This is a genomic window from Rhizobium oryzihabitans (assembly GCF_010669145.1).
GTDB lineage: Bacteria > Pseudomonadota > Alphaproteobacteria > Rhizobiales > Rhizobiaceae > Agrobacterium > Agrobacterium oryzihabitans.
The window spans coordinates 1888803-1903456 of sequence record NZ_CP048635.1 but is presented as its reverse complement, the minus strand read 5'-3'; the positions used below and the strand labels follow the sequence as shown (position 1 = coordinate 1903456).

Genomic DNA, 14654 nt, shown 5'->3' with positions numbered 1-14654 from the left:
TATACATATTATATAAATATGAACGGTGGGAGGAGATTACGAGGAATACGGCCTTTTACGGCCCTGCCTGGAAGCCGACGACAGCCGAAAGCAAAACGGCGCGACAGAAGCCGCGCCGTGAGACCACAGGCATGAATTCCCTGCCGTCACACCACCGGCGTCGGCAGGTCCTTGCCGGCGAAATGCGCGTCAAGATTGGCAAGAACGAGATCAGCCATGGCGCGCCGCGTCTGGTGTGTGCCGCTGCCGACATGCGGCGCGAGCGTGACATTATCAAAAGCGAAAAGTGCTTCCGGCACACGCGGCTCGTCTTCGAAGACGTCGAGCGCCGCGCCGCCGATCGTGCCGTTCGAAAGCGCCTCGACCAGCGCCTTCTCATCCACCAGCGAACCACGCGCCACGTTGACGAGCACACCCTGGGGACCGAGTGCCTTCAACACATCCGCATTGACGATATGGCGTGTTTCGGCGGTGGCGGCGGCGGCAATGATCAGCACGTCGCAATTGGCGGCCAGCGCCTCGATGCTATCATGATAATCATAGGCAACATCGCGGCGGTTTCTGGCGGTGTAGGAAATGCGCGCATCGAAACCTTCGAGCCGCTTTGCGATTGCCTGGCCGATGCGGCCGAGGCCGAATATGCCGTAACGGCGGCCGGCCACGCGGGTGGAAAGCCCCATATCGCCCTTCAGCCATTGACCGGTGCGCACATGCTGATCCGCCTGCGGCAGCTTGCGCGCCTGCGCCAGAACGAGGCCGAGCGCCAGATCGGCAACATCGGCCGTCAGCACGTCAGGCGTATTGGAGACGCGGAAACCGCGTCGCTTGGCTTCGGCGAGATCCACCTTGTCGAAACCGACACCGTTGATGGCGACGATTTCAAGATTGGGAAGTGTAGCACCAATATCCGCCGGCAGGCCGATATGGCCGCCGGTGACGACGCCGCGGATTGAAGCGCCCTTGTCAGCAAGGAACGCCGCCTTGTCAGCAGCCTCGAACAGGCGATGCACGGTGAAGCGCTGCGCGAGTTCTTCTTCCAGTGCCGGGATGAGCGGGCACAATTGCACGATTTCAGTGGTCATGAAGTTTCCTTTGGGCCGGTGAACTACTTCACATCGGCCTTGACGAATTGCCGGAGTTCCGGCGTTTGCGGATTGGCGAAGAGTTCGGACGAACGGCCCTGCTCCCAGATCTTGCCCTTGTGCATGAAGATGGTTTCGGTCGCCACGCGCCGCGCAAAAGCCATTTCATGGGTAACGAGGATCATGGTCATGCCGCCCTTGGCGAGGTTTTCCATAACCGTCAGCACTTCCTCGGTCAGCTCAGGGTCGAGCGCCGAAGTCACTTCGTCGAACAGCATAACCTTCGGCCGCATGGCGAGCGAACGGGCAATCGCAACGCGCTGCTGCTGGCCGCCGGAAAGCTGGTCGGGATAGGAATCGAATTTCTCCGACAGGCCGACGAGTTGCAGAACCTCGCGGGCAATGTCCTTCGTTTCCGATTTGGCCACGTCCTTGACGATACGCGGGGCGAGCATGATGTTTTCGCCGACCGTCAGATGCGGGAAAAGATTGTAGCTCTGGAAGACGATGCCGACATCGGTACGCAGCTTGCGCAGCGCCTTGGCATCTTCGCCAATCGCATGGCCGGCGATTTCGATGCGACCGGAATTGATCTTCTCCAGCCCGTTCATGCAGCGCAGCAGCGTGCTCTTGCCCGAACCCGAGCGGCCGATGAGGGCGAAGACTTCTCCGCGACCGACTGTCAGCGACACGCCTTTGAGGACCTCCAGAGCGCCAAAGCTCTTGTGAACGTTTTCAACGATTACTTCCGGCATGAAGCCTCCTTTCCAGCCAACGCGACAGCTGGGACAACGGGTAGCAGACGATGAAATAAAGCACGGCCACCGCGACAAAGACGCGGAACGGCTGGAACGTGGCATTGTTGATAAGCTGCCCCGCTCTCGCCAGTTCGACGAAACCGATGATCGATGCGATGGACGTATTCTTGACGACCTGAACGGCAAAACCGACGGTCGGCGGCAGGGAAATGCGGATCGCCTGCGGCAGGATGACGTAGCGATATTGTTGGGCGCGGGTGAGAGCCAGCGATTCCGATGCTTCCCACTGCTGCTTTGGCACCGCCTGGATGCAGCCGCGCCAGATTTCCGCGAGATAACCCGACGTATAGATCGTCATCGATGCACCGGCGGCGATCAATGGCGGCAGTTCCAGTCCGGCAAGGCTGAGGCCGTAATAGGACAGGAACAGGATCATCAGTACCGGAATGCCCTGGATGACCTGAATATAGGTGCCGGCGGCAATGCGCAGCAGCTTGTTATCCGAGGTGCGGGCCAGTGCGATGAAAAAGCCGACGATACCGCCGCCGATAAGCGCAATGATCGTCAGAAGTACGGTCCATTGCAGGGCGGTCAAAAGGAAGCCGAACTCGTTCCAGCCGAATGTTCGAAGAGTCATGACTGCACCTCCGGCAAGGCGGTCATCGTCTTGCGCGCCACCCGGCGGCCAAACAGCCACATGCCGACGAGGGCAAGGATGAGCCGCAGGCTGAGCGCCAGCGCAAGATAGATGAGCGTGACGACGATATAGACTTCGAAGGAGCGATAGGTCTGCGATTCCACGAAGGCTGCGGCGGCCGCAAGCTCATGCGTGGAAATGGCCGAGCATATGCTCGATGCCAGCATCATCAGCACGAACTGGCTGCAGAGCGAGGGATAGACCTTGGCGATGGCAGGCACGATGATGACGTGACGGTAGATCTGGTATCTGGTGAAGCCAAGCGCTTCGCCCGCCTCGATTTGCGACTTGTGCACCGCCTCGATGCCGGCGCGGATGATTTCCGTCGAATAGGCGGCAAGATTGATCGTCATGCCGATCAGCGCCGCCGTATCCGCCCCGACGCGAAAACCGAGACCCGGCAGACCGAAATAGACGATGAAAAGCTGCACCAGAAACGGCGTGTTGCGGATTACCTCCACGTAAGCGTCCACGATGATGCGGACGATGCCGCCATTGATGGAACGCAGCGAGGCCAAAAGAATGCCGAAAGCGCAGCCGAGCACGATGGAGAGGACAGACAGCTTGATCGTCAGCCATATGCCGTTCAGAATCTCGTTCTGATATTGGGCGAGCGCGCCGAATTGAAAAGTATAGGACATGCGTCACTCCGTTGACATTTCCCGGCCCGCCGGGATGTTCCCCGGCGGGCGCGTTGAAAGGCTCAATCAGAAGCTTGGCAATTGCGGCAGCGGACGGCCGGTCCACTTCACCGAGATACGGTCAAGGTCACCCGACATCTTCATGAGATAGATGGAGGTATTCAGCCACTGACGCAGCTCGAAATCCTCCATCTTCGTCGCCATGGAATTGCCCTGCTGGAAGAAGGTGAAACCGACCTGCAGACCGGCTTCCGGACGCTGCTTGATGATCGCCTCGCCGACCGTGGACGGCAGGGCTACGGCATCGACCTGACCGGCAAGCAGAGCCTGGGCGCTGGTGGAATCGTCTTCGTAGACGACGATTTCGAGACCTTCGACATTGGCCTTACGCAGCGCGGTTTCCTGCGAGGAACCGCGATTGACCGAAACCCGCTTGCCTTTCAGGCTGTCGAGATTTTCGAACTTCTGGTCCTTGCCGGAGATGATGTCCATGTTGAAGGCGCTGTAGGGCTGCGTGAACATCACGGTCTTGGCGCGTTCGCCGGTCGGGGCGAGCGTCGCGACAAGGAAATCGACCTTGCCGGTCTGAAGGGCGGGAATACGCGCAGGCGGCGTCAGCGGCACCAGTTCGACCGGCAGCGACAGGTAAGAGCCGATAAGGTTGGCGACATCAACGTCATAACCGGACGGATTGCCCTTCTCGTCCACCATGCCCATCGGCGGCGCGCCGGTGAGAACACCGATCTTAACCTTGCCGCGCGCCGTGATCTCGCTGAGCGAAACGGCATGGGCCGAGGTGGCTGCGGCAAGCGTTGCTGCGGCAACGCTGACGGCAACGGTCATGTTCTTCAGAAATCTGGATATGCTCATGGTTTCTCCTCCAACCTTATAGTGGCTGCCCGAACGGAACAGCCGGCCTTGCGCAGATCGAAAAATGTTCTCGATAACATTTCGACGCGATTTACAAAAAACTCCTCCCAAGATGACGCAAACGCTCAAAACCACTCGAATTTATAAGTAAATTCAACAATTTTTGCCGAATATCGATTTTCCTCTCATCGACATCATTTCGCGTTCTTGGCAGGATGAGTAATGCATGTTATCGGTATCATTGCAAGTCCGATCTACAGAACTGTTGCAATCGGCATTCATTCGGGAGGAAAGCATGTACACACGTTCGGCCATTTTCGAAGGCAATATCCACCCCGGCCGGGAGGAGGAATTTTTCCGCATCGTCGAGGAGAAGCTTCTGCCGGTCTGGAAGCGCATGCCCAACGCGCAGGCCGTGCGGGTCATGCGCACCGAGCGCACGGACCCGGACGCCGCCGCCATCATCATGGTTCAGGAAATCGACTACCCCTCCATGGAAGCCGTCGAAGAAGCGCTGGTATCGCCGGTCCGGCTGGAGGGCCGGGTACTGACGGATGAGATGATGAGCATGTGCGACGGGCGTTTTTATCATCTGGTCTATCGCCGAGTCGCATAAATCCGGTGCACGCCGCACCGATCTGCAATCATGCGGCGTGCTTTCCCTCCCTGTCTTCGTGTATGTCTTGTCCTGAAACCGGTTCGAATTGTTGCCGGCTTAAAAACTGGGGAGACATGCTTTGGTGGAGCGCACGCCCTTGGCCGCAGCGTTAGTCACGTCAAAAAAAGCAACCATGAGCGACGTCTCGAAACTCGCAGGCGTCTCCAAGATGACCGTTTCGCGCGTGCTGGCCGATCCTGCGCTGGTGTCTGAGGAGACACGCCAGAAGGTGATGAAGGCCATCGAGAAGCTGGGTTATGTGCCTGATAGAATCGCCGGTTCGCTTTCCTCCCGGCGTACAAATTTCATCACCGCCATCCTGCCGACGCTCACCAACTCCAACTTCGCCGACAGCGCACAGGGGCTCGCCAACGCGCTGCGGGCGGCCGACTATCAACTGCTGATCGGCTACACGATGTACGATCTCCAGGAGGAGGAGCGCGTCATCCGCACCATGATGGAACGCCGCCCCGACGCCATCGTCGTTGCCGGAACGGTGCATACCAAGATGGCGAGCGAAGTTTTAATGCGCGCCGGCATCCCGATCGTGGAAATATGGGACGTTCCCGAACATCCGATCGACCACGCGGTCGGCTTCTCCAACTACGAAGTGGGAAGAAACGCCGCCAAATACCTGATATCACTTGGTTTTAAGAGAATCGGAGCGCTGGGGTCGCGGGCTGATGGCGACGTGAAGGACTGGCGCGGTGAAAGCCGTCTTCTCGGCTTTGGTGCCGCACTTCGCGAAGCCGGCATTGCCGACGACCTCATCATCCGCGAAGGCAGCGCCCCGGTCTCCTATGACCATGGGGCCAAAACGCTCGGCTCGCTGCTGGCGAAAGCGCCGGATGTCGAAGGCATTTTCGCAGTGTCCGATATTTCCGCTGTGGGCGCGCTGATGGAATGTCACCGCCGCGGCATTCACGTGCCCGACCAGGTTTCCATCCTCGGCTTCGGCGATTTCGATATCGGCAGGCAATGTTATCCGGCGATTTCGACGATCCGGGTCGACGCCCAGATGATCGGCCGCAAGGCAGGTGAATTGCTGCTTTCCATTTTGGAGGCGGAAAAAGGCGCTGATGTTCCCGAAGGCGCGCGTGTGGATGTCGGGTTCGAGCTGATTGTGCGGGAGACGACGAAGCGGCTGGGTGGCTGAGGAGCCCTCCTCCCTCATTCCTGTGCTTGTCACAGGAACCCAGCCGACGCGCGTCTGCGCGGCGGAGAGAGTCTTCTCAGCCCAAGGACTTGGGCTGACTGGATTCCTGTGACAAGCACAGGAATGAGGGAAAAGTAGGCACTCGCCCCTCTGGTAGAGTCGTTTAACGCGCACCCCACGTATCCGTCAGGCGATACCCTTCCGGCCAGGGATCGGACGGATCGAGCATGTGCTGGTGGATGCCGGTGATCCAGCCGCGGCCGGAAATTTCCGGCAGGATGGCCGGGCGGTCGCCGACCTTTGTCGTTCCGAGAATGCGGCCGGTAAAGGTGGAGCCGATCAGCGACACGGCCGTCAGCGTCTCGCCTTCCTTCATCTCGCCGCGTGCATGCAGCACCGCCATGCGGGCCGAAAGTGCGGTGCCGGTCGGGGAGCGATCGACTTTGCCCGGCTGGATGGCGACGGCAGCACCGGCCCGCAGGCCCTCCTCGGTGCGCTCCACCTTGCCCGCAAACAGGCAGAAGGAAAAATGCCGCCAGTCCGGATTTTCGGGATGCTCGAAGCTCAAAGCCCTGTTGGCGGCATTGGTGATGCGCACGCCGAGGCGGGCGATCTCGTGCGCTTCTTCCGGCTTCAGGCTGAAACCCATCGCCTCGGCATCGACGATGACGAAACTGTCGCCGCCATAGGCCGTGTCCACCTTCAGCGTGCCGAGGCCTTCGACCTCGAGTTCGACATCGAGTTTTGCGGCAAAGCTCGGCAGGTTCTGCACGAAAATGCGCTCGGCCTTGCCGTTGCGGCATTCGGCGCGCACCTTCACCAGCCCGCCCGGCGCTTCCAGCAGCATATGGGTTTCCGGCTCCTGCATCGGCACGATGCCGCCGTCCAGAAGTACGGTGGAAACGCAGATGGAGTTTGAGCCGGACATGGGCGGCGTGTCTTCCGGCTCCATGATGATGAAGGCGGCATCCGCGTCTGGATGTTTCGGCGGCACCAGCAGGTTGACGTGGCGGAACACGCCGCCGCGCGGCTCGTTGAGCACGAAATTGCGCAGAGTCTCATCACGCGCAATGAACCGGCTCTGTTCCCAGATCGTCTCACCCGGCGGTGGCTTCACGCCACCAACGATCACATCTCCCACCTCGCCTTCCGCATGGGCGGAAATGACGTGAACGGTCTTGATACTGCGCATTGAAAACTCCTCAGGAAAGCCAGGAAGGAAGACGGGAAATGGCGTGGCCGGTCAGCGCGCTTTCAACGCAGTCGGCAAGGCTGCCGAAGCGCACTGCGCGGCCGCTGAGGCCGGGGCCGTAATGGGCATATTTGCCGGAATTGGTCATCAGCGCCTTTGTTTTCGTCGGGAAAACCGGCTCGGAAATCGAGCACCAACAGAGATCGGGCAGCACCTGCACACCACTCTCATGCAGGCTTTTCAGGGTGCCATCCTGGCCGGCCGCGTCGATGACCTGCTGTCCTGCAGTGACGATGACGGCGACATCCGCATGACGCCTGCGACCGGAGAAGGCATCCGCGAGCGCGCGGCATTCTTCCAGCGAGGCATGCGGGCTGCCAATGGCGACGAGCTGCACATCCTGCGGCCCCTCATTCAGAAGCGACCAGCCGGCGGCCATATCGGCAAGCGAAATGGTGACGGTTTCGGCTGTTTCCACAGGCGCAAGCCCGGCTTCCGGGGTCACACCCTCGATATGCAGCATGGGAGCGGCCGAGGTCGTGCCGAAAGCGGCGCAGAGCGCTTTCAGATCATCCCGCGATGGCTTTGCGGCGGCGAGTCCGCGCAGAAGCGGAATGCAATCGGGCGCCGCCTTGCCGGCGAGATAACCGACGAGCGGCCAGAAAGCGTCGTTGATACCCTCAGGCAAAGCCACATCGACAATGCGTTGCGGCCGGCGGTTTTCCTCGAGATAGACGCCGGACAAGGGAGCCCTGCCCGTCAGGGCGATGCAGAGATCGAGAAAATCCGGGTGTTTGGCGGTGCGCGCACCGAGAACCGTGTTGGCGAAGATCACCGCATTCGATTCGGCCCAGGCGATCATGTCGCCGGCCTGCGGCGCGCTGTCGAGGAGATAGGGCGAACAGGTAAAGGTTGGCCGACAGCCCATGCGCACATAGGCATCCGCAAGCCTTGCGGCCGGATCGCCGAAATCCTCCGGCACGCCCTGGGCGCGCCAATGCGCCTTGTCCACCGAAATGGCGTTCATCGTCGTGGGCACGCGTACCTTCGCACCCATCTCCGCCATTTTTTCCGCAAAGGTGAGATTGGCGGGGCTGGCATAGATGCAGCCGTCAATATGGCCCTGCGTGACATCGACCAGCGCTGACGCCCCTGCTGGGCGGCCATGGCGATGATGATGCGCATCGCCTGCTGCGCGGCAATGCCATCACGGCCCTCGAGCATTGCCCGGTCGTCACCCTTGAGATCGAGATGCGCCGTCGCCGGCGGTGCGATTGCCAGGGAAACGCCATCGGCCTCGATGGTCTTTTCACCGATACGGACATGAGCGGCACGGGAGAACCGGGCGAAATTCTCCGTGTCGAGGCGCAGCACCGGCAACGGCTTGCCGAACATTTCGGCGGCGATCAGCGCACCCAGCGTCAGCACGTCTTCGGCCTCGCAGAAAACCAGCGCCGAGGGCGCGCGGCCCGTCAGGATAAGATCGAGCAACACGCCCGAACCGGTGCAGGAACCGCGGCTGGTGGGCATGAACAGCACGCCGCCGGTGAGACAGACGCCATGCAGCGGGTGGTGCACGTCTATGACCTTGCCGGTGGCGGGATCGACGCCGCCCCAGAAGCTCAGCGCCTCTGTGGTGGCGATCACCGCGCCTTCAGCCGCACCGGCCAATATGCTGCGTGCCTGAGGCACGGCTGCTGTCGAAAGGGAAGAAGACATCGAAAACCCCGTCAGAAACGTTGTGGCGAAAATGCCCTTGTATCGATGGCGGGTTTTTGCCCCGTCAGAAGATCGGCGACGATACAGGCCGTGCCCGCCGATTGCGTCAGTCCCAGATGGCCGTGGCCGAAAGCATAGACCACCCGCGCCGTATGCCGCGCCTGGCCTATGGCCGGCAGGCTGTCCGGCAGCGACGGGCGAAAGCCCATCCATTGCTTGCCGCCTTCGGTCCTGAGGCCCGGCAGGAAGCTCGCCGCCTTTTTCAGAAGCGCTTCGGAGCGGGCGAAATTGGCCGGAAGCTCAAGCCCGCCCAGTTCCACCGCACCGCCGACGCGAATGCCGGAGGAAAGCCGCGTGACGACGAAGCCGTGGCCGCCGAAGGTCACCTGCGTGCGCAGATCAAAAGCGCCGGACGGCAGGGTGGTATTATACCCCCGTTCCGTTTCCAGCGGAATTTTTTCCCCGAGCGAGCGGGCGATGCGATGCGAAAAAGCGCCCGCCGCCAGCACGACCTTGCCGGCCTTGCGGGTGCGCCCGTCATGGCTCACCACCTCGACGCCGTCTTCCAGCGGCCTGAGTGCGGCAATATCGAGCCGTTCGATACGCCCGCCAATGGCGCGGAAATGTTCGGCAAGTGCAAGCGTATAAAGCCTGGGATCGGCAATGGAATACCAGCCGGGTGTAAACGTGCCGCAGGTGAAACGCGGCGCGATGCCGGGCTGTATCTCGGCCATCTGCTCGGCATTGAGGTGGCGAAACTCGATGCCGTGGCGCTCGCGCGCCTTCCAGCCGGGAAGCGAACTCTCGAATTCGGCTTCGCTTTCATAGACCTGGAGGTTGCCCTCCTTGCGCAGCATGGCGATCGTGTCGGTCTTTTTAAGGAAGGGCTCAAGCTTGGCCTTCGAAAGATCCATAAGCGCCGTCTGGGCCGCAGTGGAATGCTCGACCTTGGAGGCGGCACAGGCACGCCAGAAGCGGAACATCCACGGCGCGATCTTCAGCGCATAGGCCGGCGGCACGCTGAGCGGACCGAGCGGATCGAGAAGCCACTTCGGCGCTTTCCAGAGAATGCCGGGCGACGCGAGCGGCAATATATCGGTGAAGGCGAATGCGCCGGCATTGCCTGCCGACGCGCCCGCCGCCGGCCCTTCGCGATCGATGACGGTGACCGAAAGGCCGCGCGTCTGCGCGGCGATTGCCGCCGAGAGGCCGACAACGCCGGCCCCGATAACGATGGCATCATTGGCTGGCATTACCGCACGCTCGCCAGGAACTTCTGCGTCTCGGCATGCTGCGGCGCGCCGAACAGCTGGTCCGGCGTGCCGATTTCCGCCATCACGCCCTGATGGAAGAAGGCGACGCGGTTGGAGACATCACGGGCGAAGGCCATTTCATGGGTGACGCAGATCATCGTCATGCCCTCATCCGCCAGCATCTTCAGCGTATCGAGCACTTCGCCGACCAACATCGGGTCGAGCGCAGAGGTGACTTCGTCGAACAGCATATATTCCGGCGACATGGCAAGCGCACGGGCGATTGCCATGCGCTGCTGCTGACCGCCCGACATGCGGTTCGGATAGACCTTCAGCTTTTCGGCAAGACCCACATGGGTCAGTTGCTTGACGGCGATTTCCTCGGCCTGCTCCTTCGAGATGCCGAGCACCTTGCGCGGCGCCAGCATGACGTTTTCCAGCACCGTCAGATGCGGAAAGGCGTTCCATTGCTGGAAGACGATACCGACCTTGCGGCGCAGCTTGTTGAGATCGGTCGATTTGGCATGCACCTCCGTGCCGTCGATGACGATCTTGCCGCTGTCGATCGGCTCCAGGCCGTTGATGCAGGTGAGCAGCGTCGACTTACCGGAGCCGGAGCCGCCGATGATGGTGACGACCTCGCCTTTGCTGACGGTCAGGTTGATCCCTTTCAGAACCTCCAGCGGGCCGAAGGATTTGCGGACGTTTTCGATCTCAATCATTGGGGGACCACCGTCTTTCGAGATACCCGCCGAAACGGGCGATGGGGAAGCTGATAAGGAAGTAGATGGCGCCGCAGATCATGAGAATGGTCAGCGGTTCCTGCAGGCGGGTCACGAGAATCTGCGAGGCGCGCAGAAGCTCGATGAGGCCGAGCCACAGCACCAGCGCGGAATCCTTCATGACGCCGAGTGTCAGCCCGATCCAGGACGGCAACGATACGCGGGTGGCGAGCGGCAGCACGATGTAGCGCATGTCCTGCGACCAGGTCATGCCGAGAGACCGGCAGGCGCGGCGCGTGTTGGACGGAACTGCGCCGATGCCGCCGCGCACGATTTCCGTGCAATAGGCTGCCGTATAAAGCGACAGCACGACGCATGAGGTGGTGAAGGGCGGCCAGCCGAGCTTGGCGATCGACTGGAAGGAATTTCCGAGCACCAGCTGGATCAACAGCGGTACAGAGCGGAAAATATCCAGCACGAAGGTCAGCGGCAGGGACCAGTAGGGCCCGAGCTGGACACGGATGACGCCGAAGATGATCCCCATGATGGTGCCTGCCGTGACGGCGACGGCGGTGACGGCAAGCGTCATCCCCGCACCCTTGGCCAGGAAGGCGAGATCACTCCAGGTGAGAGCGGTTTCAAACATGGCTCACCTCTCTCAGTAACGGAACAGACGCCAGGCCAGCATTCTGGCGGCGAGCGTGACGATCTTGGCGATCACGTAATAGATGACCGCGGCGAGCGCGAAGAATTCGAAAGTGCGGAACGAGCGCGCATTGAGGGCCTGCGTGACACCGGCAAGGTCCGTATTCATGCCGACCGTGACACCGAGCGAGGTCATCAGGATCGCCCAGACCATCTGGTTGGTGGCGGGCAGGAAGGCGACGCGCAGCATCTGCGGCATGATGATGAGCCGGAAGGTCTGCATCGACGTCATGCCAAGCGAGCGGCCGGAACGGGTCTGCGTATCCGGTATCGCTTTCAGCGCTCCACGGAAGTTCTCCGCAAGATAACCGGCATTGTTGAAGGCGATGCCGACCAGAAGCGCCGTATAGGGGCTGAGGTGAATGCCGAAATTGCCAAGCCCGAAATGGGCCATGTATATCTGGAACAGCGCCGGCGTGTTGCGGGCAACCTCCACCCAGATGGAGGCGAGTGCGCTTAGAATTCGGTTACCGGAAAGCCGGAACAGCGTCAGCACGATGGCGAAGGCCAGACCGATCACCATCGAGAGAATGGCAATCTGCAGCGTCACCACCGCACCGTCCAGAAGCTGCGGCAAAGCCTTCAGCGCCTGATTCCAGTGAAATGTATAGTTGAACATGGGCGTCCCGCCTTTTCAGAAACGATCAACGGCGCGGTCATCTTGACCGCGCCGTTTACGAAAAGTCCTGATCAGCGATAAACGCCGTTGACGGTGAGCGAGGGAACTTCGCCGCCAACCCATTTTTCATAGAGCTCGGCGTAGCGGCCGGTGCGAACCTGCTGGTTGATGAAGAGGTTCAGGTAGTTGATGAAGCCATATTCATCGCGGTTGGTGAAGAGCGCGACATAGTCGATGTCGTAAGGCGCCTTGCCGACCACGGAGATGCCGGCGAACTTGCCGCCCTTGACGTTGGACTGCGCAACCGTCGAGGTGGAAACGGTGGCATCGATCTGGCCCTGGCTGAGCGCGAGGAACACATCTGCCTGGGTCTGGTAAGGACGGAATTCGCCGACGCCCCATTCCTTGACCGACTTTTCAAGCGCGATGGCTTCGAACGTGCCAGCGGTTGCACCGACGGTCTTGCCCTTCATGTCCTCGAAGGACTTGATGCCGGACTTGTCGTTGGCGGTAACGGCCATTTCGAAGGCGAAGTAAGGCACTGTCATGCCGACCGTCTTGGCACGCTCAAGCGTATCCGACGTGGAAGCAACGCCGACATCGACGCGACCGGACATCAGCGCGGGAATGCGCTCGGGGAAAGGCGTTTCGACGATTTCAGCCGTGACGCCGAGCGCCTTGGCAAGATCGTTGCAATAATCGACATCGAAGCCGATCGGATTGTTGGCGTCATCACGCGCGCCCATGGGCGGGAAATCGAGCACGACAGCGCAACGCAGCGTGCCGGACGAAATGATGTCGTCAAGTTTGTCGGCCTTGGCCGGAGTAATAGCGAAAGTGGCGGCCAGCAGGCCGGCGACGATGACCGATTTTTTCATTCTTTATTTGCTCCCACAATTGGTCTGCCTTTGAAGGCGCGGTCACTATTTCCCCACGGGAGCGATAAATCAACATAAAAATACAAGGAGTATACAAAAAGAATTTTTTGCATGTGCGAATGATCGGAATTTTGTCAGGCAGGCTTTATGGAAAACGGTGCGGGGAAATGTGGAGCGGCGCAGAAAGGCCCAACGCCCCTCATTCCTGTGCTTGTCACAGGAATCCAGTCGGCACGCGTCGGCGGGACGGGAAGAGTCTTTTCAGCCCAAAGACTTGGGCTGACTGGATTCCTGTGACGAGCACAGGAATGAGGGCGCGGGAAACGTCGTGGAAAACCGGGAGCTTTGCGCCTAGCGCTTTGATCTGCGCTCTCATAACACTTCACTGAAAAGACGAGTTGCAATAGCACCACCTTTGTATACTTTATGTATTCAAAATGTGCGAGCCCGACATCGGAGGATTATGATGAGCGACACCACCACCTTGACCATTGGAGAGCTTTCGGCGCGGGTCGAAGCAATTTTTCGCAAGGCCGGTCTCAATGCCGTCCAGTCGGGAGCGATCGCACGCGTCATCACGGCCGGTGAGAGGGACGCCTGCAAATCCCATGGCATTTACCGCATCGAAGGTGCGCTCCGCACCGTCAAGGCGGGCAAGGTGAAGCCCGATGCAATCCCGGAAGTGGCCGAAGATGACGGCACGGCGATCGTGAAGGTCAACGCCAATGGCGGATTTGCCAACCCCGCTTTCGAGCTTGGCCTGCCTGTTCTGGTAGAGCGGGCGAAACACTCCGGCATCGCCGCGCTCGTCATCAATGATTGCACGCATTTTTCGGCGCTCTGGCCGGAAGTCGAGGGCCTTACCTCGAATGGCCTTGCCGGGCTGGTGATGTGCCCGAGCTATTCCACCGTCGCACCCACCGGCGGCAGCAAACCGCTACTCGGCACCAACCCCTTCGCCTTCGGCTGGCCGCGCAGGGACACTTCCCTTACGTCTTCGACTTTGCGACATCGGTTGCGGCGCGCGGTGAAATAGAGTTGCATCGGCGCGCAGGAAAATCCCTGCCGGAAGGCTGGGCTCTGGATGCCGACGGCAAGCCGACGACCGACCCGGAGGCGGCCCTTGCCGGCTCGATGCTGCCCTTTGGCGGCCACAAGGGGTCGGCCATCGGCACGATGATCGAACTTCTCGCCGGCATCATGATCGGCGACCTGACCAGCCCCGAAGCGCTCGAATTTCTCGGCACCACGACGCTTGCCCCGACCCATGGTGAGTTGATTATCGCCTTTTCCCCGGAAGCGTTCGCCAAGGGCCGCCCGGGCGATCCCTCCCAGCGGGCTGAAGTGCTGTTCGACGCCATCATCGGCCAGGGCGCCCGCCTGCCCTCCGGCCGACGCTTCACCGCCCGCGCCAAATCCGAAAGCGAAGGCATCACACTCACCGCCGCCGAAATGGCCGGGCTCGACCGGCTGCTGGAAAAGGGGCTGGACGCGGTTGCCTGACCGCGTTTGAATAAAAAAGGCCCGCGATTGCGGGCCTTTTTCATGTTGACACAGCATCCCCGCTCCGTCACCCCGGACTAGATCCGGGGTCCAGTGCGATCAAGTCCTTGATCGCAGAAGAGTCCTTTCACAGCGCAGACGCGCCGTGGCTGGATGCCGGATCAAGTCCGGCATGACGGAGGAGAGACATCAAACCTCATC

13 protein-coding genes and 2 pseudogenes are annotated in these 14654 nt (G+C 60.7%); 3 read left to right on the top strand and 12 right to left on the bottom strand.

The genetic code is table 11. The features are described from left to right. Positions 1–146: 146 nt before the first annotated feature. The 5 genes from G3A56_RS25290 to G3A56_RS25270 all read right to left on the bottom strand — a co-directional run bounded on the left by G3A56_RS25290 (position 147) and on the right by G3A56_RS25270 (position 4048). Entirely contained in the window at positions 147–1082 is a 936-nt protein-coding gene (locus G3A56_RS25290; protein ID WP_082184743.1) for a 2-hydroxyacid dehydrogenase, read from the bottom strand. A 23-nt stretch (positions 1083–1105) separates the two neighbouring features. Next, positions 1106–1837 carry an amino acid ABC transporter ATP-binding protein gene (locus tag G3A56_RS25285; protein WP_111806823.1) on the bottom strand — a complete coding sequence of 244 codons (732 nt, stop codon included), beginning with the start codon at positions 1835–1837 and terminating at the stop codon, positions 1106–1108. After that, entirely contained in the window at positions 1818–2477 is a 660-nt protein-coding gene (locus tag G3A56_RS25280) for an amino acid ABC transporter permease (protein ID WP_003499527.1), read from the bottom strand. Before G3A56_RS25280 ends, G3A56_RS25285 begins: the two co-directional genes overlap by 20 nt. Further along, a complete protein-coding gene (locus G3A56_RS25275; protein WP_082184744.1) occupies positions 2474–3178 on the bottom strand; it encodes an amino acid ABC transporter permease in 705 nt (234 codons plus the stop codon). Before G3A56_RS25275 ends, G3A56_RS25280 begins: the two co-directional genes overlap by 4 nt. A 66-nt stretch (positions 3179–3244) precedes the next feature. Continuing rightward, a complete protein-coding gene (locus tag G3A56_RS25270) occupies positions 3245–4048 on the bottom strand; it encodes a transporter substrate-binding domain-containing protein (RefSeq protein ID WP_003499521.1) in 804 nt (267 codons plus the stop codon). A 295-nt stretch (positions 4049–4343) separates the two neighbouring features. Between G3A56_RS25270 and G3A56_RS25265 the strand changes: the two genes are divergently transcribed. Both G3A56_RS25265 and G3A56_RS25260 read left to right on the top strand, forming a co-directional pair. Next, a complete protein-coding gene (locus G3A56_RS25265) occupies positions 4344–4664 on the top strand; it encodes a hypothetical protein (RefSeq protein ID WP_003499517.1) in 321 nt (106 codons plus the stop codon). 175 nt (positions 4665–4839) lie between these two features. After that, positions 4840–5862, top strand: coding sequence for a LacI family DNA-binding transcriptional regulator (locus G3A56_RS25260; RefSeq protein ID WP_003499515.1), 1023 nt, complete (start codon positions 4840–4842; stop codon positions 5860–5862). 163 nt (positions 5863–6025) lie between these two features. Here the strand turns inward: G3A56_RS25260 and G3A56_RS25255 are convergent, their stop codons facing one another. From G3A56_RS25255 to G3A56_RS25225, 7 genes and pseudogenes are all read right to left on the bottom strand, one after another. Continuing rightward, complete coding sequence (locus G3A56_RS25255; protein ID WP_082184745.1) at positions 6026–7054, bottom strand: trans-3-hydroxy-L-proline dehydratase; 1029 nt, start codon at positions 7052–7054, stop codon at positions 6026–6028. A gap of 10 nt (positions 7055–7064) precedes the next feature. Beyond that, a pseudogene (gene lhpI / locus G3A56_RS25250) lies at positions 7065–8773 on the bottom strand (cis-3-hydroxy-L-proline dehydratase). An 11-nt stretch (positions 8774–8784) separates the two neighbouring features. Further along, positions 8785–10026: an NAD(P)/FAD-dependent oxidoreductase gene (locus G3A56_RS25245; protein ID WP_082184747.1), complete on the bottom strand. Its 1242-nt coding sequence runs from the start codon at positions 10024–10026 to the stop codon at positions 8785–8787. After that, complete coding sequence (locus tag G3A56_RS25240) at positions 10026–10748, bottom strand: amino acid ABC transporter ATP-binding protein (protein ID WP_003499507.1); 723 nt, start codon at positions 10746–10748, stop codon at positions 10026–10028. Before G3A56_RS25240 ends, G3A56_RS25245 begins: the two co-directional genes overlap by 1 nt. Next, positions 10741–11394: an amino acid ABC transporter permease gene (locus G3A56_RS25235; protein ID WP_003499505.1), complete on the bottom strand. Its 654-nt coding sequence runs from the start codon at positions 11392–11394 to the stop codon at positions 10741–10743. The genes G3A56_RS25240 and G3A56_RS25235 overlap by 8 nt, the downstream gene beginning before the upstream one ends. A 12-nt stretch (positions 11395–11406) precedes the next feature. Then, entirely contained in the window at positions 11407–12072 is a 666-nt protein-coding gene (locus tag G3A56_RS25230; RefSeq protein ID WP_003499503.1) for an amino acid ABC transporter permease, read from the bottom strand. A 71-nt stretch (positions 12073–12143) separates the two neighbouring features. Then, entirely contained in the window at positions 12144–12950 is an 807-nt protein-coding gene (locus G3A56_RS25225; RefSeq protein ID WP_003499501.1) for an ABC transporter substrate-binding protein, read from the bottom strand. A gap of 466 nt (positions 12951–13416) precedes the next feature. Between G3A56_RS25225 and G3A56_RS25220 the strand changes: the two are divergent. Further along, positions 13417–14453: pseudogene (locus G3A56_RS25220) on the top strand (Ldh family oxidoreductase). The last annotated feature ends 201 nt before the right edge of the window (positions 14454–14654 follow it).